This is a genomic window from Sphingobium xanthum (assembly GCF_019737615.1).
Classification (GTDB): Bacteria; Pseudomonadota; Alphaproteobacteria; order Sphingomonadales; family Sphingomonadaceae; genus Sphingobium; species Sphingobium xanthum.
In genome coordinates, this window is the sequence record NZ_JAHKKS010000006.1 from 17,232 (window position 1) to 42,951 (window position 25,720).

Consider the following 25,720-nt stretch of genomic DNA (forward strand, 5'->3'; position numbering starts at 1 on the left):
CAGGCTTCCATCCCGGAGCCATGTCGGGATTTCAGTGCGTCAGGATGTTGGCCAGCACTTCCGCGATTTGACGCGCCAGCAATGGAGGCACGGCGTTGCCCACCTGAACATATTGCTGCGTCCGATTGCCCTCGAAAAAGTAATTGTCGGGAAAAGTCTGAAGCCTTGCGGCTTCACGGACCGTCAGGCTGCGACACTGCAGCGGGTCGGGATGAATAAAATAATGCCCATCCTTCGAAATATGGCTCGTGACCGTGCTTGAAGGCGCATCCCAGTGTTGGACACGGAACCTGTCGGCAAACTTGCCGCTGTCCCAGTTGTGATGTTCAGGTGCCAAGGCCCGTGGAAACTCGGCGGCCTTGGGCGAACGTCCGAATATTTCCGCGAATGTGGTCGCGAACGCATATCGAGCAAGATCGCTCTCCATGTGTCCTCGGCTTTCGTGGTTGGGAAGCATCGTCAGACGCCCATCAGAAAGCCACGCCCCAAGCCGGTTGTCCCTCACTGGCGCCAGCCGTCTGCTCGACCTCGGGGGCAAGTCGTCGCCCAACTCCAACTTGCTTGCATGCTCAAGCAGCGCCTTCGCGACGCCGTTGAGCCAAGTGCCATCGGTGCGGCATGATGAGGCGGCCGTTCGGAAGGCAGAGACAACAGCATTACGCCAATTGTCCGAAGTGTCCTGCATTTTGCTGAGGCCACTGCGCAGGGCCGGCATGCCTTTCAGGACGCTGGCGACCGTAGCTCTGGAAGCAGGTTCGAGCGTCTGCCCAAATACCACGAGCGACTTTTTCGCAAGGAAGTCGCTGCGGATGCCCAGCAGGATCACGCGATGTCTGCATTGGGGAATGCCGAACTCCTCACTGCGGATCACATTTCCTGCGTGTTTTCCGCGAGCGCCAGCAACCAGGGGGAGTAGAGTGTAACTGTCCGGCGATCCGCCGGCCGCCCGCAGATCCTCCAGCACCTGATCGAATATGCTCTCGCCCGCGACCTTCGATGACAGAATGCCCTTCACGTTTTCCATGACGAAGGCAATCGGCTCGAGAAAGCGGAGAATGCGGATATATTCGCGGTAGAGGAAGTGACGATGATCTTCAGCAGCGTTGTAGTCCTTGATCCCGCGGTTGCGCGCTCGGCCCACCAGTGAATAAGCTTGGCAGGGCGGTCCGCCAATGACGATCACTTGGTCGTGCGCACCCTCCTTGATCCGATGAAGGCGAGGATCCAGTTCGGCTCGTGTCAATTCCTGCCCGAGAGTCAGCATCGCAGTCTCTTCGACTGCTACGCGCCATTCCGCTGGATGATTTCGGATCAGCATAGGGAGGTCGATCTCGCCAGCAATGTACTTGTAATAGCATTCCGGAAGTTCGCTGAACTGTCGCGTGAAGGCGCGAAGTCTGAGCGTGGCGAAGGCCGACGGCTCCATCTCCACGGAAAGGGCTACGTCGAACACCCTCGTGCCGTCGGAATTGCGCAATGAAGAAAATCCTTCGGCCAGCCCTCCAGGTCCGGCAAAAAGGTCGACAGTCTTGAAGCCGTGGCCCATCAATCCGAGATTCTCCGTTGCGCGCCCTCTTACCAGGGCGCACCGAACTAGCCAGGAGAAAAGACGTGGTCGATGTCGTCGACGCGGCGACGCGTTCCCGCATGATGTCAGGTATTCGGGGAAAGAACACCAAGCCGGAGATACTCCTCCGCCGAGTGATGCATGCCCGCGGTTTCAGATACCGGCTTCATGACCGCAAGCTGCCCGGGCATCCGGATCTGGTCTTCCCTCGCTATCACGCGGTCGTGTTTGTCCATGGATGTTTCTGGCATCGACATGAAGAATGTCGCTTTGCGACGATCCCCGCGACTAGGCCCGAGTTCTGGACTGAAAAATTTCAAGCGAACGTAGCTCGCGACAGTAAAAATGAGGTGATGTTGAACGAAGCCGGATGGCGGATCGCCGTCGTTTGGGAGTGCTCGCTCAAACGATCTGCCGGGAATGTGGGAGAACAACTGTCAGCTTGGCTGGAAAGTGCCACAGATGACAGGTTGGAGCTCTAGCGATGGGAGGGGCCGCCTTTCGGTCTTATGATCGATGATCTGCATTCCCGATCGACTTCGCCGATCTGGATCATGCGAGCCTGAAGTCCTGCTCACCAAGGCGGCCCTCACGACAGGAACGACTGTGAAGGAGGGTGGACGCCACGCTGTGGTGTTGAAAGGTTAGAAGCATCGATGACTCGTTTGGTTTTTCTCGATCAAAATGCGTGGATCGTGCTCGCGCAGGGCGCATGGGACAAAAGCAGATATCCGCGAGAACATGCTGCGTTGACGATGATCGTTGAGGGCGTGAAGTCGGGCCTTATTACGGTGCCCTTGACGTTCTCCAACATCTACGAGACGTCCAAAATCAATGTTCCGGATCGGCGCGCGAATTTGGCAATGACGCAATCGCTCATCAGCGGTGGGCGGATTTTCCGGAGCCGCCGCGCGATACTTGCGGAGACGCTCTTGGCGTACATTGCGGAAAAGAGCTCGATCGCTCGCGCGCTACCGGAGGAAGGCTGGTTTTTGTCCGACCTCTGGTTTGAGTCTGCGGCGGATTACTCGCCGGACGTTTATAGCGTCGAACTGTCGCCGGCTGTGCTGAATTTCATCCGCAATGATCCCGCGCGCGCGCTCTTTGACTACCTGCTCTTTCCCGACGAATCCGTTCGGGTAGAAGCCGTACGGCGATATAGTGTTGGTTCGGCGGAGCTGATTACACGTCTCGAAAATCGGCGCGCGATTGCGGTCGGCGAGACATTGGCGATGCGGAAACGCATTTACGGTGCGCGCCTGACTCTTGATGAGCTCGACTTCATATTGGCCGCCGGTCGTCGGCTCGGCCTCGATTGGAAAACTGTCAACGATATCGGCTCGTCACTCATGCGCGGTATCGTAGCCGATGTTCCGGTGCTGCATGTTGAGCGGGAGTTGGTCGTCCGGCTCGAAGACCAGTCCCGTGGCATCAGTGAGAATGATTTACGGGATATGCTGTCCTTCACCACGGTATTGCCATTTGCCGATGTAATGGTAGCCGAGAAACAGTTTGTGAATCTCGCACGCCAAGCCCGTTTGGGCGAAACCTTCAAGACCAAGCTGATTACATCGATATTCGAATTCGACCCTTCAGCTTAAATCTCTACGTTACAAGACCACCGCGGAGCCGACGCCGTCGAATGCGCCGGCTCCGCGTGCCGCGTGGCTAGTTTGCCGCCTTTGCCAAGGTTATCTTGGATGCTCGCGTGATGCGGGCAATCTGCCTGCGAAGCGGAGCGCTTTCGGGATAGGCCTTCGCTAGTAGAGTCTTGAGATCCGAGAGAATGTCGACAACACCGACCGCTGAATCAGCCCGTACGATCAGCGCTTCGTCGGGTGCCGCACTGTAATAGATGTCGACTGGATCGTGCAGTCGGTCGAGGACAGAGTGGGGAACATCCGCATAAAGCCAGTCTACGAGGATGCTGCAAAGTTTGTCCATTTGCTCGTTGACCGCCCATGGCTTGTGCCGCGACTGCAGGACTGCCGCGATCATACGGCCAGCCGCTTCATGTCCGGCGAGCGATAACTTTCCGTTCGGTTTGCGCGCGGCGCCGATAAAGGAGCGATGGAAGGGAACGGTCTTGCTCGACGAGCGCGGATTGATCGTGCCCTTAGCCTTCGCGCGCCGCCTGTCTTGGGAAGAGAGCGTCAGAGGCGTACAGAAAAGTCGATGATCGGCGACCGAGACTCCCGACCAGTCAACGGTGGTAACGGGATCGGGAAGTGCATTAATCCGCTGCATGAGGGCTTCGAAATCGAGCCCTCTGGCTGTGTCGACAGCGACGAACAGTGCGCAGCGGTAAGGAAAGTACATACCTGGCCAAACCGCTGCGCGGATTTGCCAGCCGTTGCGCCTAGCCCAATCAGCCCGTTCATCGCTGACCTTTGCGTCGGAATAAGGCTCATCGACCAAGACGAAACTGTCGGTCGCCGGATCTAGCCATCCCGAACCATGATCTTTGCGGGGAAGGTCGGTGTCGAGCCTCGCAGCGCTCTCGCGTTGGCGGCGATCGTCGCAAGGGCGAAGTCCCGTCGCTTCCATGAAGCGGAGCGCCCTTGCTGCTTGGCACAGCTGATCGCGTGCGAAGTCCTGCGACTGGCACATCATGTCCTCGAGCAGATGGTCCGGAGCGGCGAGCCGTAGGCCGGAAAGCCCGCGAACGATCCGCATCTCGCTTTTCGTGCAAAGATCGAGCAGCGGCTTCGAAAGCCAAATCTCCAGAGTTTCGCGGCCGATCGCATAGGTCTCGCGATCGGTCCAATAGGCGGTCAGGAAGAGTTGATGGGCCGGCGGGCGCGAGGCTGCGGCCAGAACTGCTTTTGCATGCTTGAGGTTTTCGAAGGATGCAGCTCGTGCTGCGCGTTCGAGCGCTTCCTTGTGCGGTACGCCCTCAGCCTTGCTGATGCGGCGGGCCAAGCGCTTTATACCGGCAATAGTCGATGGCCGAATGTCTTCAATCAACATGATTGTTCTCCCGGCTTGGTTTGTAGCGTCACCCGTCAACCACTACCCAAGCTCGAACAACATGATGAACGAGATCAGGTCTGAGATGGCAGCGCTGGACGACAGCTTGGGTTAGACGGGTGCCTAGCTCCTGCCGGGAGCATGCATCCGAAATACCGTGGCCGAGATCGGATTGCAAGTCATGGGGTAAACGCCGCGCTGTTCAGCAAACTCAACCATATGGATACGTGAGCGGATAGTCCGCTAGAAGCTAATGTTTCGCGCCAGCCAAGCCCGGTCGACCGATAGGTACTTAATATTGCAACCCGACAATGAGGAGCGTCTTGCCCTCCAAAACGCTAGTGCATCGCGCACATACCCTAGTTAGGATGTTCTTGATGCGTACCGATCTCGACCACCTTCCCTCAGCAAAGCAGCGTGAGCTCGAGCGGGTTCTGCAGATCCTGTTCGAAGAGTTTGACGACGCAACCCGGGCGGTGACAGGAGAGAAGCAGAAGCAGGGGCGGATCCAGAAGGTCATCCTGTACGGAAGCTACGCCCGAGGCGGTTGGGTTGATGAGCCGCACACCGCCAAGGGATATCAGTCAGATTTCGACCTGCTGATCATCGTCAACATGAAGGGACTGACAGATCGCGTGGCCTATTGGGCCAAGGCTGACGAGCGACTTAACCGTGAGCTCGGGATCACCAAGACAATCCGGACGCCGGTCAACTTCATCGTTCACACGCTGCAGGAGGTGAACGACGGCTTAGCCCATGGCCGCTACTTCTTCATGGACATCGCGAAGGACGGTATCGCTCTTTATCAGTCTGATGAAACGCTGCTCCATCAGCCTAAGCCGAAATCGCCGCAACAGGCGCTAACGATGGCGAGGGAATACTTTGACGAGGGTTTTCCGTCTTCAATGCGTCGCTTCAAACTGGCTCAAGACGGCATCAGCCAAGGCTTCCTAAAGGAAGCAGCGTTCGATTTGCATCAAACGACTGAGTTTCTTTATCACTGTGTCCTGCTGGTATGCACCTTCTACACCCCACACGTTCACAATCTCGGCTTTCTGCGCACCCAGGCTGAGCGGATCGATCGTCGCCTCGTTCATGTATGGCCGCGCGAGACGCGCAAGGAGCGCTCGATCTTCGAGAAGCTCAAGGAAGCCTACGTGAAGGCTCGCTATTCGAAGCACTATCGGATCAGCATTGATGAGCTGAACTGGCTTGGCGAGCAGGTCGAGGAGCTCGGCCGTGTGGTTCATGCGGTCTGCTTGGAGAAGCTCGCCGAGCTTGAGCAGGCGGCAAAAGCCGTCAACTGATTCGCCCCCTAAGCAGCGATTTCAATCCTCGAAGGAGAGCCTCCTTTTCAGTTTTGGATCACGCAGCGGGCAAGCGCGCTGCGAAAGAAGTGACGCACGGCCGAGGCCGTTTTGTAATGCACCGTACGCACGGGTGCTGCGATGCCATTTTCGTTAGATTTCTGCGGGTTTCCGGGTGTCACAAACTGTCACCGATTTTGTCACATCTTGTCGGACGTGTCTGCCAAGCGATTCGACAACAGCGGCCAAGTATTTGATTTAGTTTGTCACCTTTTGTCTGCCAGCGGCAGACAAATACAAAATCCTTTGCTTAGCCGGGAGATTTCCAGCTCCGAATACGCCTGTTCTTTCAGAGGAAAATTCGGGGCGCGTTCGTCGATCTACTGGACAGCCAGCGTGGCTTGGATCACATTATCCCTCGATCGGCTTGGCGGGCGATCGCGAGGAACTGCCGATGTCACTTCTGCCCGCCGCGCCAGACAATGGTTTCTACGACCGCCTTCTCGATGACGCTTTCAGCAAGCTGCCCAATTCGGCGGCGCGTCTGAGCGCACTCATAGGGAGCGACACAAACATTTCGCCCGAGGCTCTTCGTCTACAACTTGCCGAGCACTTGACCGCGCAGTTAAAGCTCTACTCCGTCCTGATGGCCTGGCCCCGCAGGAAGACCGTTGGGGATATCGGTGCGCTGCCCGCGTCTCTGTCAGAGGAAGTCTTCTGATGGCGAAGAAAGATCTCTCTGAACCTGTGCCTGTCCGCCGAAAGCGTGGCCGACCAAGGCGTCAGATCATGCTGAACGAGGCGATCCTTCCCAACCCGGCGCCCAGACCTTTTGAGCCTCTCACGGTCAGAATCCCATTGGCGATGCAGTTAACAGGATTGGGTCGATCCAAACTCTACGAACTCATCAAGGCGGGCGAAATCAAAGCGGTAAAGGTGGGCGCATCGACGCTCATCACGCTCGCCAGTCTACGTGAGCTTGTGGAAAGAAGCGGTGTTCAAGGGAAGTAGCGATCCCGCAATTGCCCTAAATCTGAGTGCGAAATCAAGATAAGCCTATGAGATCTCGCCAATTTGGCCAGATATATCATGTTGATCCGGTCTATCATTTGTGATTAGCTTTGACCTTCAGGCGCGCGAAATTTCTCTCGACAGGGATATTCAACGATGTCGCAGTTCCATGCGATCTCGGCGCCCTTCGCTGTTCAGCCGATCCGACCGAACGTCGTCGCAAATGGCAAGCAAGACAGCATCGACGCCGAAGCACCAGCAAAGGCGGGGCTATGCTAGCCGCCGAGCGTATCTACGGGGATCTGAAGAAGGCCATTCTGCGCGGAGAGTTTCTCCATGTGGACTATATCAGCCCGCGGGATCTGAACGAGCGTTTCGGCTGGAGTTTGACGCCATTGCGGGAGGCCACGAGACGCCTCGCGGGAGAAGGATTGCTCTTCATCCGGCCGCGAGAAGGGTACCGCACATTCTCCCAGAACGAATTCGATCTTCATGCGCGATATGCGATGAACCTCGAGGTTCTCAAACTGGCACTGAAGCGGGCACGCAGTCCCACACTGCTGCGCGGCATCAGAGACGCGGCCAATCAAGCTCTCTCGGAAGAGCCTGACGCACTTATCGCCGTCGTCGAACAACTGTTCCTGGCTATCGGTGGAGCGGTCCTCAGCTACGAATATTGGAGCACCATTACCGGACTGAACAACCGGCTCTACACGGCGAGACTCGCCGAGGCATATGTGCGTGAGGATCTCGCCGCTGAGGTCCATGCTCTGCTGGAATCCGCTCAGAGCGGTGTTCATCTGAACCTGAAGAAGAACATAATCGCCTATCATCGATCTCGAATGAAGCAGGTCAGAATCTTGGCGGACACGATCGAGAAATGGGCTCCATTCAAATAGCTCAATGAAAAATAGACGATAATTTTTCTAAGGAAATTTCAAGTCTTGGCTCTCAACATATGAAGATGGCGATAAGCAGAGGTGGAGATTTATAAGTCACGTATATTTTGATTATAAACTTAAGCTCTTTCGAAACGGCACTTAAAATCACTCCTGCCGCGCTGACGCGGCGAAACATGAGGAGTGTGTCATGCAACATTCGATCGAAGATCGCGACGACCAGCTGATCGAGCTGGGCGTCGCCAGTGCCGAGACCAACGGCCCGCCCAATGGTTCGGTCGATGGCGAAGGTGAGCTGATTTCCTTCGGCATCTCGAACGATTGACCTTCTCGCCGGCGTGCGGGCGCCTCGCACGCCGGCTCCAAGCTGGGGCTTCCGATCATGGGCTATGCACTGCGGCCTGGTATTTCCTTCTGTGTTGTTGATGGGCGAACGATCTTCCTCGATCTGAAGGCCGATCGCTATTCCGGCCTTCCGCCGACCATGGAAGAAGCTTTCGCAAAGCTTGTCGGCGGTGAAAGCCTGACCGGCGCAGACCGGAACGCGCTCGATCGGCTAGTGGCCAGCCGACTTTTGTCTGATGGCGACGCTGACCACCGGTTCCAGCTCAGGCTCCCAGGACTGCAGGCCGTCTCGGATATCGAACTCTTGGAGGCGCCGAGCTCCTGTTTTCGACATGTACCAGCCGCTCTCGCTCACCTGATAGCCAGTGCCTTACGCCTGAAAAGAGGTTCGCTGTGGAAGCTCGTTCGACAGCTTGAGCTGCAAAAGGCGAAGGAAGCGACGCGGGCTCGCGGCTCCATTTCTGAGGTCTTGGCCGCCTTTCGCTGGGCCGGATTGATCATGACTTCACATGATCAGTGCCTTCGTCGATCAATCGCGTTGATGCGCCACCTGCTGTGCCTCGGACATCGCCCCGAGATGGTCATCGGAGTGGCCGTCAGGCCCTTCCGCGCTCATTGCTGGGTGCAGCATCAAGGCGCAGTGCTCAACGACCGGCTGGAGAATATTCGGCCATTCACCCCCATTCTGGTGATCTGATGTCGTCCGACTATCTCGCCATCATCGGTTCTGCGAGTCCGGCCATGATGGCACGAGCTCGTGCCGTTGCAGCGCAAGTTTCCAAACAGACCGATCTCTCGATGCTCATCGACGCCGACGGGATGGTAGTCCTCGCGAACCCGGGACTACCAGCGTGCGTGTTGGGAGGCGACAAGGGCGTTGTGCTTGGAACTCTGTTTGCCGGCACAGATGGGGGGAAAAGGCTCGGTTCCTTTGACAGCATATGCGAGCAGGCAATTCTGGCGAGCGACGGCGCCTCTTTGGTCGATGATTTCTGGGGGCGTTATGTCGCGTTTCTGCCCGATGAGCATGGAGATGCCGTACATGTCGCCCGCGATCCGTCAGGCATGCTGCCCTGTTACTATTGCCGCGTTGAAGAGCTGACGCTGGTCACGTCGAACGCGGAACTTCTGGTCGAGACCGGCTTGCTCAAGCCCGTCATCGATTGGGAATATGTCACCCGTCATCTCCTCATCCCGGTGTTGCGGCCAGCGGGAACATGTCTTGCCGGCTTGACCGAGCTGATACGTGGGTTCCGGCTGACCATTGTCGGCCGAAACTGGTCACTGGAACAGCTTTGGTCTCCCTGGAAATTCGCGGATCCCTCGAAGCAGATCGATGATGAAATGGAGGCCATCAACCGGCTTCGCGAGGTGGCGCTCGGCTGCATCGCGAGTTGGGCATCGGGCTACGAGCATGTCCTCCTCGGCCTTTCAGGTGGCCTCGACTCCTCCATCGTTGCCGCCGCACTGGCACAATCAGACGTTCCCTTTTCCTGCCTCACTCTCTTCACAAAACATCCAGCCGGCGACGAACGGGAATTTGCACGTGCGACTGCGCAAGCCGTGGACGCGCCGCTATTCGAAGTGTTCGAGGATCCGGCACAGATCGATGTTGAGAGATGCGATGGGGCTCATCTTCCGCGGCCAATCGCACGATCGTTCGCGCAGTCCGGGGATCGCGAATATCTCCATGTCGCAAAGCAGATTGGTGCGGATGCCTTCTTCGGAGGCGGAGGAGGCGACAATATCTTCTGCTACTCCCATTCGGCTTCCCCCATTGCCGACCGCCTCCTGACAGGGGGCGTTTTGGCGGCCGCCCGGACTGCCAGGGATGTCAGTCTTCTTACCCAGTCGAGCTTCTGGACCGCAGCCCGGATGGGACTGCTACGAGCGTTGTCTCGACAGCGAGGCTATCGCTGGCCGATCAATCAGACGTTTCTGACTCCATTTGAGTTGGATGAACTTCCCGGCCTTGGGGCGCATCCTTGGCTAGATGCGCCGGCGGAAGCTCTGCCTGGCAAGGCACTTCATATTGCCTGGATCCTGGGTTTTCAGAACCATCTCGAAGGCTTCAATCGGGAGCGGATATTGCCGAAATTGTCGCCGCTCATGTCCCAGCCATTGATTGAGCTGTGCTTGCGTATTCCAAGCTGGATGTGGTGTGCGGGCGGCCGCAACAGGGCAATTGCGCGAACGGCTTTTGCACAGGACCTGCCATCCATCATCATCAATCGCCAGTCGAAGGGAACGCCCGATGGTTTCGTGGTCGAGATCATGGATGCGAACCGATCTAAGATCCGCGACATGCTCTGTGGCGGTCTTCTGGCAGAGCAAGGACTGCTCGATACCAAGGCGCTGGAGCAGTCGCTCGCCATGGATCACTGGGCACGCGACATCGCTTCATTCCGTATCATGACGCTTGTCGACGTAGAGGCTTGGGCACGAACTTGGTCCGGTCGCACGATGAAAGCGGAGCGGACCGATCAAGCGCCGGCCCTCTGAGGCTGGCCGTCCACGCGGAGCTGCTGCCAGCGACGATATTGCTCGGCCTTGGCTGGATCTGGATCCTCCCGACCCAGCAGCCAGAAGTCGAACCAGTCGAGATTGCGATCGTAGATCGCCTGCCGATGCGCTGGCTGCCATTTGAGGTGATACTCGTCGGGAAAGACGAACATCTCGACGGGCTTCTTCTCCTCGCGCAGCGCCATGAAGATATCGACGCCCAACAGATAGCCATGATCAGGCAGTTGCATGAGCAGGGGCGCCTTGATGCGCGAAGCATTCAAGGCGACCGACAAGGGCTTCCAATCTTCCAGCCTTGTACCCCTGGCCGGTGGAAAGCTCATGCGCCTTCTATCCTCGGCAAGAGCAATGCCGCCATAGATCATCATCCCCGTCGGCTCCACGCAGCAGGCTGAGACCGACGCGGCGGCAAAGCGGTCCGGCGCATTGATGAGGGCATATTGGACCGTCGTGGACCCATCGCTGAGGCCAGTGATCCCGATCTTCGTCGGATCGACCAGGCCGCGCGCGATCACCAGATCAATGCCCGTCATCAGGGACGAATGAACATTCCGCCGTTCGGCCCAATCCCGACTGTTGAGAGCAGTCGCATCTCGCATGGATTGCAGATTGCTTCCCTGTCCGGTCGTAAAGAAGGGCGGCGGGTTGTTGACGCTCAAAACAGCATAGCCGCGATCCGCAAAAGCGAAGATCGGAACCTCGTCGCCTGTTCCGCCGCGGAGGAAGCCGCGGGTGAGATACTGGACGACGATCAAGGGCAACTTCTGACCCGATTGATAGTCGGGAGGCAGGACCAGATCGCCATAACATTCCAGACCGAGTTCATTGCGCCAATGCAGGCGTTCGATCTTGCCGAGCCCCTTGCTCGCGAATTCCGGGTTCGGATCGAATATCGGTGTTGACCGGCCGGTGCCGGAGTCGATCAGGATGAGCCGGCGTGGCTGGGTTGAACTCTCGCGGGCGCAAACCAATTGGGCGCCGGCCAATTGGCAGCCGATCAGAATATCCGTCGTCGACAGAAGCAGTCTTGGCTTGTGCCCAAGCTTCCATCGATAGAGCGTGGTCTCACTATGACCCCAGCCGCCACGTCGAAGGAACAACAAGTCGTGGCCGTCGGGCATCCACCACATGGCAAGGACGCCGTGATCGATGCCGTTCCCCGTGCATGCCGGGTCTGAGCATCTGAATTCCTTGCCTTCGTCGTTCGTGACCCAGAGATCGACCGGGCTCAGCAGCCGATCGTTTTCTCGCCGTTTCGTCCATGCCTCCTTGCCATTGCCAGTTTGGGCGAGAAGCAGTGCTGCCTGCTTCGAACCCACCGGTTGTCCGGGCGCCAGAAGCCCGCGCTCGGCCGCCGTCGCTTGCCGAAGATCACCGCTTCGAAGATCCACCGCATGATAATCGAAGGGTACGGGCAAGCGTATCTGGGGTCGGCTGCTTGCATAGGGCACGATCCGATCGTCGAAGAGGAAGCCGTTGCGGCCTTCCTGTTCAATCGCGGCCTCTGCCATCCTCAATGCCGTACGCGTGGCAAAGACGATCGTGCTTCCGTCCCGCGACCAAGCAAACACGTCCACATCGAAATCGGAATGCGTCACGGGCCGCGAGGAACGGGCTGCCACGTCGGCACGCCAGACCTGTATTCTCCCATTCTCGCGCTTGAGATAGGCAAGCCATTGACCGTCGGGGGACCACAGCGGTCTGATGGTTGCCGGCAGGCCGTAGTCCGTTCTCAAGCCGCGAAGTGCGATCGGCTCAAGGATCAGATCACCACCGACGTCGAGTATCGTTGGTTTGGCATGAGATCGAACCTCCATGACGACCAGAGCCTGGCAATAGCTGTTGGAACGCGCATCGCCCTGCGTGACGATGAAGGCCAGCTTGCCGCCATCCGGCGAGATTCCCAGTGAACTGTCCTGCGGCTGTTGCTGACTGAACCCGACGTCGCGCAGTTTGACCAAATCGCTGGTCGTCACGTGTCTGGATGTGGTTGCAGGCTCCCGTTCGACGAGAATATCCTGACATGAGGCAGCCGCCCGCACGGGGCTCGGGCAGAGCGACATCACGCCGGCCACGAAGAACGGCATGACAATCCAGGAGTGCAAGTCCGATCGATTTCGGACTGACGGGGTTATTGGGCTCACCATTGTTTGGTGATCCCAAAGCTGACGAAGCGCCCGATGGGGGAATAATTGGTGGAATCGTAGGGTGGGTCGTAAAACTGGGTGACGCGCAGATAGCTTGGCTTGTCGTTGAAGAGATTCTGAGCCGACAGGATGATATCTGTGTTGCGGAATATGGCAGGCCCCTGGCTGATCCTCACACGTGCCGTGAGATCCACCGTTGTCATCGAGCCGAGCTTGATGCCGGATCCGGTCCGCAAATCGCTGACACTGCCGATGTGGTTCACAAACGAGGTGACTGTCAGTCGCTCCTGATCCCAGCTGAGGCCCGCGCGGGCGCGAAACTTGGGCGGATTGAACAATGTGCCTGTTCGTTCGGTGACGGGTTGGAGGTTGCTGAGTTGCTGCGAGCTCTTGAGATAGCTGCCATTCCCCGTAGCAGTGAGCGAGCCATAGCTGCCCAGCGAGTGCTCATATTCGAAGGTAACGTCGACGCCGCTGACTGTCTGGCGCGCCGCGTTGAGATTGATGCGATTGAAGATCGCAACAACGTCTGCAGGATTATAGGCTCTGCTGGTCGCGTTGAAGAAGGTGTCCGCTTCTGCGATCAGGGACGCCTTTTCTGCCTCGCTCGGAGCAAGTTTGACGAGGTCGCGATTGATCGGATCGGAGAGCGCCTGAGCGAGGAAGGTGATCGGCGTGACAACACGATCTCGATACTCGATGTTGAAATAGCTGATCTCCAACCGCGCGTGACCAAGGATTCTGGGACGTACGACGAGCGTTGCCGCCCAGGTTGTTGCCCGCTCCGGCTTCAAAGCCGGATTTCCGCCGAAAAGCCCGAGAGCCGTGGCTGTCGTCGGGTAACCTGTCCCTCCGACGCTGGCCACGGTCTGCAGTTGCGCTGTCTGGACATTGTAGAGCTGGTAGAGCGTAGGCGCCTTGAACGACTTCCCCCATGAGCCCTTCACGTCGACATCCGCAGAGGGCGAATAGATGAGGCCGATTTTCGGCGTCGCTACCCTGTCTATTTGAGCATAATCCTCGTAGCGGAGAGCTGCGCTCAAGCTGAGGCGATGGATCAGCGGCGTCGCCTGACCGGGTGAGACAAATGGCAGGTTCAGTTCGCCATAGGCATAGTAGGTGTCCTGCGACACCTTGATGTTCTGGGCCGATCCGCGCGTTCGATAGCCGTGGAAATCGTTGGACCGGAAGCCGCCGCCGAAGGCTATCTTGGCGTCGCCTCCCGTCAGATGAAATAATGGACCATCGAACCCGAGCTCGACCGATTGGGCCTTGTTGCAGTAGCAGCCCTCAGACGCGATCGTCTCGACGCCGGCCGTCGAGCGATGTGTCGCGTAGTTCGATTTATCCTCGCCATACATGGACGAGAGCTCTGCAGTCCAAGACCCCGGCAAGGTCAAAGTGAGCGATGGCGCGACTGCCAAGGATTCACTGCTGTAACGGGATCCACCGCCGCTTGCCCAATAGTCGCCAGCCGCATTGAGCGCGTAAAAGCGGGAGCTCCATCGCTTGTTGTAGAGTCCGTCGATCGCGAAGGTCAGATTGGTGGTGATCTCCTGATGTCCGCTCAGCAGCACATTGTGGCGCTTGAGCGCGGGAAAAAGAGTCAGCCCACGCGAGACTTCAGCGGCATAGGAACGCTGGCGCGCGAGGATGGGAGTGTCGCGTTCGAAATCATAGGCGAGCAGAAAGCCGCCCTTGGTCCATGTCTTGCCACCCACGACGCTATATTGTTGCTGCTGGTTGCCGCCGTCCGTGGAAGCGCCAAAACGCGCGCCGGTGCTCAAGCCCTCAAAGTCCCGCTTGAGGATGACGTTGGCCACACCGGCAATTGCATCGGACCCGTAAAGAGCCGATGCGCCGTCGGCGACGATCTCGACGCGCTCCACGGCGGACAATGGGACTGCGGATATGTCGATGGCCTGACCGTAGACATTGTAAGGCAGACGATGGCCGTTGAGCAGTGTCAGCGTGGCGTCAGACCCCAGACCGCGAAGGTTCAGGCCGGCACCCGACCCCGTATACACGCCATTGCTTTCGGGCACATTCAGGCCGACCCCCGGGTTCTGTCCGCCGTTGAAGTTCTGCGGGATTGCTCGAATGGCGTCAGCAAGACTGTTCTGGCCGGCGTCGCGCATCTGCTGCTGCGTCTGGACGATCACCGGGGAGGCGACAGGAGCGCCGCGGATGCGCGAACCGGTGATGAGAATTGCATCGGCATCTTCAGGCTGCCCATCTACCGAGGCCGAAGCCGGCGGCCCCGGTTTCGACGATCGCCCCCGGATGATGACTGCATCAGGAGAGAAGGAAGCGGTCAAACCGCTTTCGCCCAGGATCCTTCCGATGGCCTCGTCAGCGGTGTAAATGCCCTTAAGTCGGGGAGCGGTTGCGCCAGTCAATTCATCGGTCTGAAAAATGATCTGGCGCCCGGACACGCGCCCAACGGCTCGCAATGCCGAGCCAAGATCCTGGGCTTCAAGATCGTAGGTCTGTTTTGCGGAGACCTGTGCCGTGCCCGGAGCTGCCGCCATAAATTCGATCGCTGCTACGCCCAGAAGCAGCGCGCCAAAACGTTTGCGGATTGCCATTGTCTCTGTTCCCCCGATCGCGCCGGGAAGAATTTCCGGTCGCGTTCAAGGTGCATCGACAACTGAACAGGTGCCGACCTTAGGGGGCGAGCAGAATTTTTTTGCTTTCTCCTACCGATCCCTCAGGACGATCTCCGATGGGTTGCTGCGATCAACGGTCAGATCGAACGTTGCCCCCAGCCTTTCCGCGAGTTTCTCAGTATTATCGACGCGAAAAATGCCTGATACGCGCAGATCATTGAGACCGGCGTCGCCAAGCCTGATTTGAATTGAAGAGTTGCGGTTCGCGTCAATGATGACCTTCGAGAGGGGCGCTCCGTCATAGTCCATAAGATGATTGGGCCAATTCAGATCATATTCCGGGACGACGGTTGCTGGCGATGTCAGAACGCTGCCCTTGAACGATAGCCCTTGGCCAGGTTCCAACCGTGTCACCCGCATGGCGGCAATCACAGGCCGAGCTTCACCTGCGATCTCGACATCGACAATGCCGTCGATCAATCTGACCTCTACTGCTCGATCGCGCAAAATTCGGACATCAAACAATGTTCCGTGAGCCGTCACTCTCCCATCGCCCGCCGCCACCACGAAGGAACGGGGTTCATGGGCGACATCGAAGCGCGCACGACCACGCAACAGCCTGAGCCTCCGACCTGACGCGTCATAAGCGAGGGTAAGCAGGCTATCGGTGTCCAGGGTGACTGACGAGCCGTCAGGAAGGCGAACTGTCCGGACTTCGCCTCGGCCTGTGACGAACCGGAGTGGGCTCGCAACGTTGTTTTCGGCAAGCTGCTCGCGATGTAGAGCCACGAAAAACGAAGCTCCAATCCCAGTCGCCAGGATGACGGCAACGAAAGCGGTAAAAACAGCAACTCGAGCTCGTGGCTTTCCTTCTGGCAGGAGTTCTTGGCCGCGCAGCGTCTTGCCGGCGCTGAAGATCTCCGCGACGCGATTATAGGCTCTATGATGCCGATTATCGCGTGCGAGCCAAGCTTCGAACTCGGACCTGCATGAATCGGCATCTGGACCACGCATGCGTGAGAACCAGAGGGCGGCTTGTTCGCGCAGCAATTCGTCGGCTGACTCTAGGCCGTGGATTGGCGGGATGTCGGTCATTCGTCGTCCAATGCTCGGCCGATATACACGAGCGCGCGCGCGATGTGATATTCGACCGTGCTGACGCTGATTTCCAAGCGTTCGGAGATTGCCTTATAGCTGAGCTCCTGGACGCGATGCAGTAAGAACACCTCCCGCGTCCTTGGGCTTAAGGCATCGACGGCTTGCCGATATTTCCTGCGTACATCCTCCACTTCAATTTCATAAGATTGATCTGGTGGAACAGAAAGCTCGCCAACAGGCTCCGATGGCAGCTGCGCACCAAAATATTTAGTCTCGGCCTTCTTCGAGCGATTGAAAAGCAGGTTACGGGCAATTCGCTGAAGGTAGCCTCGCGGATTTTTGAGCTGTCCGCATGGGTGGGCGCTCAGCAACCGCGTGAATGTCTCTTGGATGAGATCCAGCACATCCTCCCGGTTGCCGACATGGCGTCGAAAATAATGAGTGAGGCGTCGTGACTCTGTCAGATACAGCTGTTCGACTGTTGGTCCAGATATCGGATTGTCGACTAGCTTAAGTGCATCATCATCGTCGCCTTCCGGCCACCTGCTCATCGAGCAGCGGCGGTCTCGGTCTGCGGATGCCGGTCAATGGGCGAGCCAACTGTTTTGAAAACGAACATGGCGGTGCGGTCCACGCGCACTGGCGACAGCAGCAGTTTCAGTCTTTCCCAACTCTGCTACTTTAGGGATGCCATCGTTCGAGCGTCGCCGATCGGCGACGCTATTTTGATCCGGAATGGCCACCCGGCCGACGGACGGGCGTGCATGATGCCTGGCAGATATTGCTCACAGGCGGTGCCAGTGATCTCCGGCCTGCTCAACATTAATGGCAGTGTCGGCATGAAGATTCAACAGAGTAGATTTTAGCCAGTCGGCTAAACAGGTAGTTAGCTTCGAATCCCCAGAAGTTCTGGGCCATCAGGCTTTACATTCGGCTGCTCGCGGGCTGCGGCATGGCAGAAGAGGTCGGACGATCTAAACGGACAGCCCTTGGCTAGTGGAGCGGTTAAGCGCCGCCCATCAAACCGGAATTCTGTTTATTCGATGTCCTACCGTCCGCGCAGGGCTTTAGGGCGACGTGCCTTTTTACGCAGTGGAGTCACTCGCCGCTTCATCGATGCATGTGGGGAGGCAGCCGATAGCTCACGATAATCCGCGAGGCGTGATCGTAAACGCCCAATGATAGTCCTGTCGCTAACCGGAATGTAGAAAACGCCATACTTTTTTTCTTGAGTGTAAGTGCTGCGGATGAGCTGATTTGATTGGAAACTCTCGATCAAGCTCCACGTCACCAACTTTTCCGCTACAGCATCGCAATGATAAAATCTCACTGGATGCATCTGAAGATAGAAGCCGCCCACTGCCAGGGGCTCGGTGTTCAAGGGCAAATCCCCCCTCGAGTACGTCGTCTCCTCTCCAGTCAGAACATTGCGATACTTTACGGGGCTGGCGAACGTCGAGGGCTCGATCAGAATGTTTCCGGTCAAAGCCCGGCGCTCCTCGGCGAAGAAGGTAAGGTCGACCTTTTCAAGGACGCCTGACGGAAAAAAATACTCGTCTGGCGGGCTGATATTCGATGGCGGGTCTAAGGTGATCGAAGTCTTTCTGCTCATGCCCTCCGCAAGCGGCTCAAACGGAGCGCTCTGGATGAGATCTCCCAAACTTGTTCCATCCTCGAATGTCGACTTCGCGGTGTAGTAGTTCATCTGGGACGCTTCGTCCGGGACATCGAAGGATTGGCCGTCCGAATAGTGAAGGCGTGCGTGTTCCACGACCTGCATCAGCACCGGCTCGCTTAAGGATAGGCGAGGCACGCGGTCGCCAACATAATGGGGATTATGCATCGCAACGAACGACATCGTCGGAGACAGCTCCGCGACCTCTTGATCGAACTCTATTGTGAAGAGGTCCACGCCGTGTTTTTTGGCGACGGTCAGCGCGCCTTCTTGAAATCCAGCAACGGTTACGAAGACCGCCTTGTTCGCTTGCTGATCCCGTGCCTTCGTCACGAATGCTTCCAGATCGGAGGCGCTTGCCCGGCGAGATCGGTTCTTCACCTCGACGACCACGAGGTAAGATAACGTCCCCAGCCGAAAACGGACGACAACGTCGAACTGGCGGCCGTTTATCTTTTCATTCCACCTGACATCCGCGTCATTGCTACTGACCGCATGAATGCCGGCAACGATGCGCTCAAGATACTCGTCGTCACTGATCATCCTACAACCTTAGCGTCCTGCGCAATCACGATAAAATATGGAATTGCCGGCATATGTCTTTGGCACTTGCGAGCCGCGACATCCGGTTCGGCTCGTCTAGGTCATCAGGGCAATTTGCGAGCTCCGCAGCGTGGTGCAAGCGCCATCTCGCAAAGTAATCAACGCTATGGGTGAGGCCAGCTTTCCTCACCAGTACTGGACCGAGACCCCGACGTATTCTCCGGATGCGCCTCAACCCGGTTCCAGCTTCATAGAGCCACAAAGCCCATCGAGTGCCCCGCTCTCCGCGCGAGCCATGATGCTGCCGACGCGCTATTTCGGCGCAGATGAGCAGGGTCATCCCTGTGTTGGCGACCAGGCGATCAAGGAAATCCGTCGTAGCACTTGCTCGCCAACCAACACCATTCCTGGCGCCCTCCGCCCCCCACATGTGGAGGTTAATTGCCGCCACATCGTTTGGGAGGACGAAGGCGGATATGTCATGATCGAACCGAAGGCCCGGTCGACCGCACCTCGCCTCCACGGGTCTTGTGGCGAGATCGGACACATTGCCGCTCGCAAGGTTGCCTCGCTCAGCTTCATTCTCGTCTCGGCCGCGACGGAGCCAGCCAATGAACTGATATCCAGGTTCATCGATCTCCGAATGCTCTCGCACCGCCGGCACAAGAAAGTCCATGCGATTATAAGTTGTCAGGAGGGCCTGTGCCAGGGCTGAGGCCGTAGCCGGGGTGACGAGAGCCGAACTGATATCGACATCTTGAGCACGATCATCCCAGCGCAACGTATAATCACCTGCGATTGGGATTGATGCCGGATTGCTTGAAATCTCTTGTTCAAAGACGGCATAGGACACCGACCGAGGCCAGGGATCGGTACCATCTGTTTCGTCGTGCTCGTCCTCCTCGTCCCGCCCCGCTTCTGCGACGTCGTCCACCGGCGGATAGCCCCAGAAACGTTTCTCCAACGGCGCACTTGTGCGGAAATCATTGAGCCAGAAGGGACTGTGCGACGGTAGGAGCCCGGAAAGCCATTCTTCGAAACTGTTGCCGTAGCGGTCCGGCGCCAGTTCATTCGTTTCGGCCAACTCGCCAACAGCGCACATCATCCCGTGCCACTCGAGATAGCGAGACAGGCGATCAGCGAGGGGACGGGTGCCATGGCGGTGCGAGAAATGCCCGTCTTCAACCATTGCCAACCGGTCAACGCGCGGATCTTGCAACCACCAGGCTGCCTTTTCGCCATAGCCCCAACGACCATGGATCCAACCCTCCACATGATCGAGGAAATCCGGCATCGGCAATCCAAACAAAGCCGCGGGTTTTGCGTACCAGTAGGGTATCGTATCGGTATCGTCGAAGCTGAATTTACGGTCGGTTCGCCGATCGCGCCGATTGTCCAAACCCTCGGGCAGTTCCTTTTGCTTTGCTCCCGAGCCAGGCCGATTTAGTCGTTCGAGCCATTGCCGATCATCGGGAAGTAGGGTGACTGCGCCCCCATCAGCGAGGCGCAGCAGAAGACGACGCCCAACTTCGCGAATGACAAGGTGCGGTGTGGCCCGAATGGACTCCAGGATTTTCGAGGCGTAACGCGCCACTACTAAGGGGACGTCGACACTCGCCCGCCACAAGGCGAGCATAAGCTGCTCCCGTGCGGCAAAAGTGTAAAAGTCAGAGCCAGCGAAAACACCGTCGGGGTCAGCGTCGAGCTGCTCTATAAGCGGTTCTACCGCGGCGTCATCTTGCTTCAGAAGGAAGTAAGCCGCCTGCGTGGCTCGCCAGCGAACGTCCCGCTCCACGTCGCCCATGACGGAAAAAAGAAGTTGCGCGACACAAGTGGCGCTGCTCTCGGGCACCGGGTCATTGGCCACTTCAACCTTTGCGGGGTGCTTCGACCTTTCATTTAGCCTGCCCAGCAGGTGAGATAGCAAGGCGTTGCGAGTAGGCGGTGGCACGCGCGCTGCGATTACCCCGACGAGCGAAAACAAATGATCCGCATGAAGGTGCTCCGCATTCTGCGCGATGGCCTCGAGCAGCAATTCAGCCTGTCCATCCTGGTCGATCCGGCTCGCGACTAACAGCGCCTCGATGGCTTCGATGTCGCGATAATTCCACGCGAAAAGATTGGGGAGAGACCTCGCCAAATAGGCCCCCATTTCCGTGCGAGCCCATTGCTCGACTGGCGGATAGTCAATCCATCTGTCGAGTATCTCCGGAAGGACATATCCCAAACTGCCATCGGACCCCGAGATATCGATCGCTACGTTCAGAAAGGGCACACGCAGCTGTCGTTTCCCGATGCGTTTCGCTATCTCAAGAAGGGCAGGTCCATGCTTTGCTTCGCTTTCCGAAATGGCAAGCTTAATGGCCTCGATATCATTGAGAGGCGGATCAGTGGGGACGATGTCGTCGATAGCGCCGTCAGAGAACCCTGACGAAGAACTCTGCCAGGATAGAAACAGATCCCGAAGCACGCGCGCCTCATCGAGATGTGCGCGGTCGTTTCCGGTAGCCGCCTGAAGATCGTTGAGCGCGTCAACAAACGGAACAATCTCTCCTTCCAGCTTGCGAATGTGCAAGTGATGTTCCGCGACGGCCTTTGGCCATGGTGTGCTTTCCGGAGCCTTAGGAAGGGACTCTTCGCCGACCAAAAGGTGAAGCGCGTAACGCTGTTCAGGAGTTAAGCCCTGTCCAGCGGAGCAATCGAGAAGCGACGGCAGGGACCAGGACAATTGAACGACGCCTCGATCGTTCCATCGAGCGGCGCATGCAAGCCCCGCACCCAGGTCGGCCTGCGTGATAGCTGCGGTTATGTCGGACCAATCGAAATCACCACCCACATCGAGGGTGGCTGACACGGCACCCGCCGTGTCAGCCAAATGCTGAGCGAGGGCGAGCCGCTCCGCGCGAGACCCACCAAGGCCTGCTGCAGATATGAGTCCAGCGGTGTGCAGCTCGGTCAGCGCTCCGACATCGATTTTCTCAGTGCTTCGAAGAGCGTCGTCAAAAAGCTGTTTCGAGAGGGACGCATCGAGAGGCAAAGCGATGCGAGAGCAAGCGATCTGCTGCTTTGCCTTCTCGCTGGCTACACCGGGATCGGCAATTATTCTTGCATTTGTCCAGACCAGCAGATCGAGCGCGGCGTCGTGCCCGGCCGGTATCAGACCCAAGGTGCGCGCAATCTCCAGGAAGTTCTCGGTCGATGCCACCCGCCATCCGCGCAAGAGCCGATCCACAGCGGGCATCCAATCGGGGATGGTGATTTCAGACAGCGATGCATGCGCCAGATGCGCTCTGATCATCCGAAAGGCGGAGTTCCCCTCCCGCCCATCCAACTGCAGCCCGTAACGTCGATCGGCGTCTAGCGCTGCGGCGAATGTCTTCCAGGCCTCGGGACCTTGGGCTCCTCCAATCAGCAGGGCGATCGTCGCTCGCGCAGAGCGCAATGCAAGTTCGAGCAGATCTTTCGTCCGGTCTCTGGTCCGGTTCCAATTCTCTGCTTCTGACTTTCTTCCAGATGTCGAGAGTTCCGATTTTGTTTCCTCACCGCTGAGTTTGCGTGCGGGTGGAAGCCATTGATCGAGTGAGATCGGCATTCCCTTCAGGACCTCTGCCAAAGCCATGCGGCGTCCATGCCATGACGCAGCGGATCCAATGCGGCTGAGTTCGAAACCTTCTTGAGGGTCGGGCTTTGGGAAGGCGTTCTCCATCACCCGTTCAATGAATGGATGCAGGTCTCGAGATGGAAGAGCGCGCTCGCACAGAAACAGCGTGGCTTCATGCCAAGCAAGGATCGATGCCGGCTGTGCGAAATTGTCAATCGTGCGAGGCCACCGTGTCCGCTTGACAGTCGAAAGCCGTATCAGCGCGTGTTTCAAGATCGGTTCGTCATAGGTCACGCCGGCCAAGAGTGCCGCAGCCATGATTGGTGCAAGCATCTCAGGTGGCCACGAACGCTGTTCAATGGCTGAGAGAAGGGATGCTGGCCGGCTTCCCGCATAATCCGAGGTCAGTTTTCTAAAGACGTCCCCGACGAGACGAACTGGCCTCCACGCCAGGAGCCTTTCTCGAGCGACATCCTCTCCATAGGCCTCGGTGGTGAAGCGATACTCGGCCGCGACATCATGTGCGAAAAGTTCGATCTCTTTGGGTTCGACAGACAAGGATGAGAGATACTGGTTCCACCAGTGAAAATGTTTCCTCGCTACGGCGGGCTTTTCGCGAGCCATGAGGGCTGCGGTTTCGATCCGAAGAGCGGCCTGACGCTTTCGAAATCGCTGTCTCGTCAACAGCAGCCGCAGCGCAGTTTCAGGTTCATGCTGAGCGGAGAGGTCGAGATTGTCGCCGATGACATTTTCGAGGCGTGAGCGGCGGGCAATCGCTTCGGCCGAGGCGAGCAAGAGCTTGGTCGCAGCCCCGATGTCATTGCCGGCTCTACATGCTCTCAGCCCGAGTGTGAGCCGCTGAGATTGGATAAACTCCGCCTCAATCTCGGTTAGGCCCGCTGGAAACTGACCTGGGTTTAGAACGAGATCGAACAGGCTTTCGAGATCGTTCGTGCTCACAAGCAGCTCGGCAAGCGCTCTGCAGGCATAAAGATGTGTCGGTGCAAGGTGAGCTAGCAATTGGGCAGCGCCTTGAAGCAGCTGCACGGAACCATCAGCCGTTTTCTGATCAACAAATGCTTCAAAGTCTTCGTCGTGAAAAGCCCAGCCTTCGGGATGACGCGTGAGCCCGCCAACATCGTTCGCGACGTCGACAATCTCGCCTGGCTTGAGCTTCCCCAGCCTTTCAAGAATGTCATCGGGAACAGGACGCGGAAGTCGAGCCAAGGCACTGAGCATCGGCCAAAGCCTTTCTGAGCCTCCAATTCTGACACCCGCTTCCTTAACGCGTGTCTCAAATAGCGGATCAATGCCAATGGCCTGCGGCAACAGACGCTGAACAGTGACTTGCTCATCGCCCGATCCAAGGCCTTCTAACGCATAGGTCAACCGCCGAGGATTGCCGCCTGTCAGATCGTGCAGCGCCTCTTTAGTCTCTAAAGACCACCCATGCGCACGCAGATCGACTAGCGCTTCCGTTTCGCGGCCGGTGAAGGCACTGACTGGGAAGTCGTCGTACAGATGCGGCTCACCGACATGCGTCAGCCGGGAAGTGCGGCAAGTGACGATGATCCGTACATTCTCCGGCCAATTCGATGCGGCGACGATTTGATCTAGGAAACAACGATCCTGCCAATGTTCGGCGCCAGTTCTGGCATTGTCGACCGCATCGAAGGCAAGGACTAGAAGGGCAGAACTGCTACGTTCAGCTAGGACTTTGGCAGCGGCGATGACGCGCCTGTGAAAGGCGCTGAACGCATCGACGCTCTCGTTCCTTCGAATTACGAACGGCGTCCGCAGGCGGCCAGCCATCTCGTTCCCTATTTGCGTGAAGGCGCGGCCCGGGAGATGTCTTTGTTCATTGGTGGTGAGGAACAGACCGCCACCATAGCAGTCGTAGAGAAACAGCTCGGAGCCTTCGGGCAGTTTTCGGTCGAGGGTGGCGACTAGGCTCGTTTTCCCGCATCCGCCTTCAGCGTGCAATCGCAGCGGGCGCTTCATCGGTTCCGCCAGGTATGTTGCGAGGCTCGAAACAATGTCGCGTTCGACAAGTGCATCCGGTACAGCGATACGTGAAGGCGCCGGAAAGAAGATTTCTGTGGCTCCTGCGCCGAGCCAGACAAGGAGAGCTTCACGGGTCAGCTCGGAGGCGCCCGCGCCCTCCGGCAGCATCAGTTGAAAGACGTAACGGTGCAGCCGGGCTGCATCCGATTGCGCGTCAGCGTCCGTCATGTCGGCAAGACGCCTGACAACCTCCATCTCGAGAGATAGTCTTGGTACGGAATTGAAAGCGTCGAGATCCCACAAGGTTAGGAACTGAAGCAGCTCGTTGCCAACCAGACTTAACTTCGTCTGAAGTTCGGCAGCGCGCGCTTCTAGGGGAACCTCTTTGGCCGAAACCTTGTCACGCAATGCCTTCACATCGCGCAGCACCTCCTCGGCAAGAGGCTGATTTGTAATGATGGAGAAGGTGGCGGTGAATGAGCTAGCCTTGATCAATCCGGCAAGCTTTCCCAGCACGCTGGTCTGGTTCTTGCCCTTCACTTTCGGTTGGAGAAGGCGCGCCCAAGTCCAAGAGGTCTTTGGATGGGACGGAGAATATTTCAGTTGGAGATACTGAAAGCGTCGTTGTCCGTCCTCGTCCAGTGTCAGCGCCACATCGACGGCCTGACCATGCTCTCCAAGATCGCCTTGGACTTGGTCGATTGGGAGGCCCTCAACTTTGATCGAAACGACCGAGTTTCCAGGATCAAGCAGACGAAGAATTTCACGCGCCACCCAGCGATAGTGAAAGTCGTCCCCTGCCCCTGAAGCGATCGCACCTAGAAAGCTCGTCGCCACCTTACCCTCGAACTCATATTCTGATTCAGATCGTATCCTTGAAGAACATCTTGGCTAGCCACAAAGCGCCGTCAACGGCCAACTGGTCCAGCTCCCCATTTGAACTGGACAATCGTGAATATGCCAATATGGGCCAAGGCGGCATAGATGAATGAACGTCCGTTTTCGGGCATTGTTTTCCAGCGATCGAATGACCGCGATCAAGGCGGCAGCTGCCGGCCAGCTCACGCCGTTCAGAGGTGGGTACTCACATGTCCGCTGAGGAGAACACCTGTCGTTCGCATGTGCCAGCACGACCGGGCCGCAGCCGCCCTGAACCCGGACATTCGACAGCGAAATTACGCTGCCCGGTAGCTGCCGTTCGTTCAGCTAGCTGCTCGCCTGGCGAGCTGAGACAATTCTGCCCTCCCAAGCTCCATGCCGAACAGCAACTCTCAGCAGGAGCTGATTTCCAGTGTTTGCCCGACCGGCGTCACAGAAGAGAGAAATGGCCCAGTGGCCATGTGTCTTCGTTCAGGCAGTGGTTCTGGAAAGCGGTTAATCGTCCGACGGGTTCTTCGTATCCGCACGAGTGCCGCGCCAAG

17 protein-coding genes are annotated in these 25,720 nt (G+C 57.7%); 9 read left to right on the forward strand and 8 right to left on the reverse strand.

Going from position 1 to position 25,720, the window contains the following annotated elements; all coding sequences use genetic code 11:
• Positions 1-31: 31 nt before the first annotated feature.
• On the reverse strand, positions 32-1,546 hold the full coding sequence (locus KM135_RS11190) for a DNA cytosine methyltransferase (protein WP_221714108.1): 1,515 nt from the start codon (positions 1,544-1,546) through the stop codon (positions 32-34).
• 65 nt (positions 1,547-1,611) lie between these two features.
• Here KM135_RS11190 and KM135_RS11195 point away from each other — a divergent pair, with 65 nt between their 5' ends.
• Entirely contained in the window at positions 1,612-2,049 is a 438-nt protein-coding gene (locus KM135_RS11195) for a very short patch repair endonuclease (protein WP_221714109.1), read from the forward strand.
• 174 nt (positions 2,050-2,223) lie between these two features.
• Entirely contained in the window at positions 2,224-3,168 is a 945-nt protein-coding gene (locus tag KM135_RS11200; RefSeq protein WP_221714110.1) for a hypothetical protein, read from the forward strand.
• Positions 3,169-3,235: 67 nt separating this feature from the next.
• On the opposite strand, the gene KM135_RS11205 is transcribed toward KM135_RS11200, so the two are convergent.
• The gene (locus KM135_RS11205) at positions 3,236-4,537 is read right to left on the reverse strand and encodes a DUF5623 domain-containing protein (RefSeq protein WP_221714111.1); all 1,302 of its coding nucleotides are present in this window, start codon (positions 4,535-4,537) and stop codon (positions 3,236-3,238) included.
• 377 nt (positions 4,538-4,914) lie between these two features.
• Between KM135_RS11205 and KM135_RS11210 the strand changes: the two genes are divergently transcribed.
• From KM135_RS11210 to KM135_RS11235, 7 genes are all read left to right on the forward strand, one after another.
• On the forward strand, positions 4,915-5,844 hold the full coding sequence (locus tag KM135_RS11210; RefSeq protein ID WP_221714112.1) for a nucleotidyltransferase and HEPN domain-containing protein: 930 nt from the start codon (positions 4,915-4,917) through the stop codon (positions 5,842-5,844).
• 454 nt (positions 5,845-6,298) lie between these two features.
• Positions 6,299-6,565: a hypothetical protein gene (locus KM135_RS11215; RefSeq protein ID WP_221714113.1), complete on the forward strand. Its 267-nt coding sequence runs from the start codon at positions 6,299-6,301 to the stop codon at positions 6,563-6,565.
• Entirely contained in the window at positions 6,565-6,855 is a 291-nt protein-coding gene (locus KM135_RS11220; RefSeq protein WP_343228180.1) for a helix-turn-helix domain-containing protein, read from the forward strand. Before KM135_RS11215 ends, KM135_RS11220 begins: the two co-directional genes overlap by 1 nt.
• A 272-nt stretch (positions 6,856-7,127) precedes the next feature.
• Entirely contained in the window at positions 7,128-7,754 is a 627-nt protein-coding gene (locus KM135_RS11225; RefSeq protein WP_221714114.1) for a GntR family transcriptional regulator, read from the forward strand.
• Positions 7,755-7,944: 190 nt separating this feature from the next.
• Positions 7,945-8,079 carry a hypothetical protein gene (locus KM135_RS20010; protein WP_281422165.1) on the forward strand — a complete coding sequence of 45 codons (135 nt, stop codon included), beginning with the start codon at positions 7,945-7,947 and terminating at the stop codon, positions 8,077-8,079.
• 57 nt (positions 8,080-8,136) lie between these two features.
• Positions 8,137-8,796, forward strand: a complete 660-nt coding sequence (locus KM135_RS11230; protein ID WP_221714115.1) for a lasso peptide biosynthesis B2 protein — start codon at positions 8,137-8,139, stop codon at positions 8,794-8,796.
• The gene (locus KM135_RS11235; protein WP_221714116.1) at positions 8,796-10,601 is read left to right on the forward strand and encodes an asparagine synthase-related protein; all 1,806 of its coding nucleotides are present in this window, start codon (positions 8,796-8,798) and stop codon (positions 10,599-10,601) included. The genes KM135_RS11230 and KM135_RS11235 overlap by 1 nt, the downstream gene beginning before the upstream one ends.
• Here KM135_RS11235 and KM135_RS11240 read toward each other — a convergent pair.
• The 6 genes from KM135_RS11240 to KM135_RS11265 form a co-directional block, all read right to left on the reverse strand.
• Complete coding sequence (locus KM135_RS11240) at positions 10,583-12,709, reverse strand: Atxe2 family lasso peptide isopeptidase (protein WP_221714117.1); 2,127 nt, start codon at positions 12,707-12,709, stop codon at positions 10,583-10,585. The two genes, KM135_RS11235 and KM135_RS11240, sit on opposite strands and share 19 nt — an antisense overlap.
• Positions 12,710-12,762: 53 nt before the next feature.
• Positions 12,763-15,357: a TonB-dependent receptor gene (locus tag KM135_RS11245; protein ID WP_221714118.1), complete on the reverse strand. Its 2,595-nt coding sequence runs from the start codon at positions 15,355-15,357 to the stop codon at positions 12,763-12,765.
• A gap of 111 nt (positions 15,358-15,468) precedes the next feature.
• Positions 15,469-16,473, reverse strand: coding sequence for a FecR family protein (locus KM135_RS11250; protein ID WP_221714119.1), 1,005 nt, complete (start codon positions 16,471-16,473; stop codon positions 15,469-15,471).
• Positions 16,470-17,027: an RNA polymerase sigma factor gene (locus KM135_RS11255; protein ID WP_221714120.1), complete on the reverse strand. Its 558-nt coding sequence runs from the start codon at positions 17,025-17,027 to the stop codon at positions 16,470-16,472. Before KM135_RS11255 ends, KM135_RS11250 begins: the two co-directional genes overlap by 4 nt.
• A gap of 497 nt (positions 17,028-17,524) precedes the next feature.
• Positions 17,525-18,694, reverse strand: coding sequence for a restriction endonuclease (locus tag KM135_RS11260; RefSeq protein ID WP_221714121.1), 1,170 nt, complete (start codon positions 18,692-18,694; stop codon positions 17,525-17,527).
• 25 nt (positions 18,695-18,719) lie between these two features.
• Entirely contained in the window at positions 18,720-25,136 is a 6,417-nt protein-coding gene (locus KM135_RS11265; RefSeq protein WP_221714122.1) for a hypothetical protein, read from the reverse strand.
• Positions 25,137-25,720 lie beyond the last annotated feature (584 nt).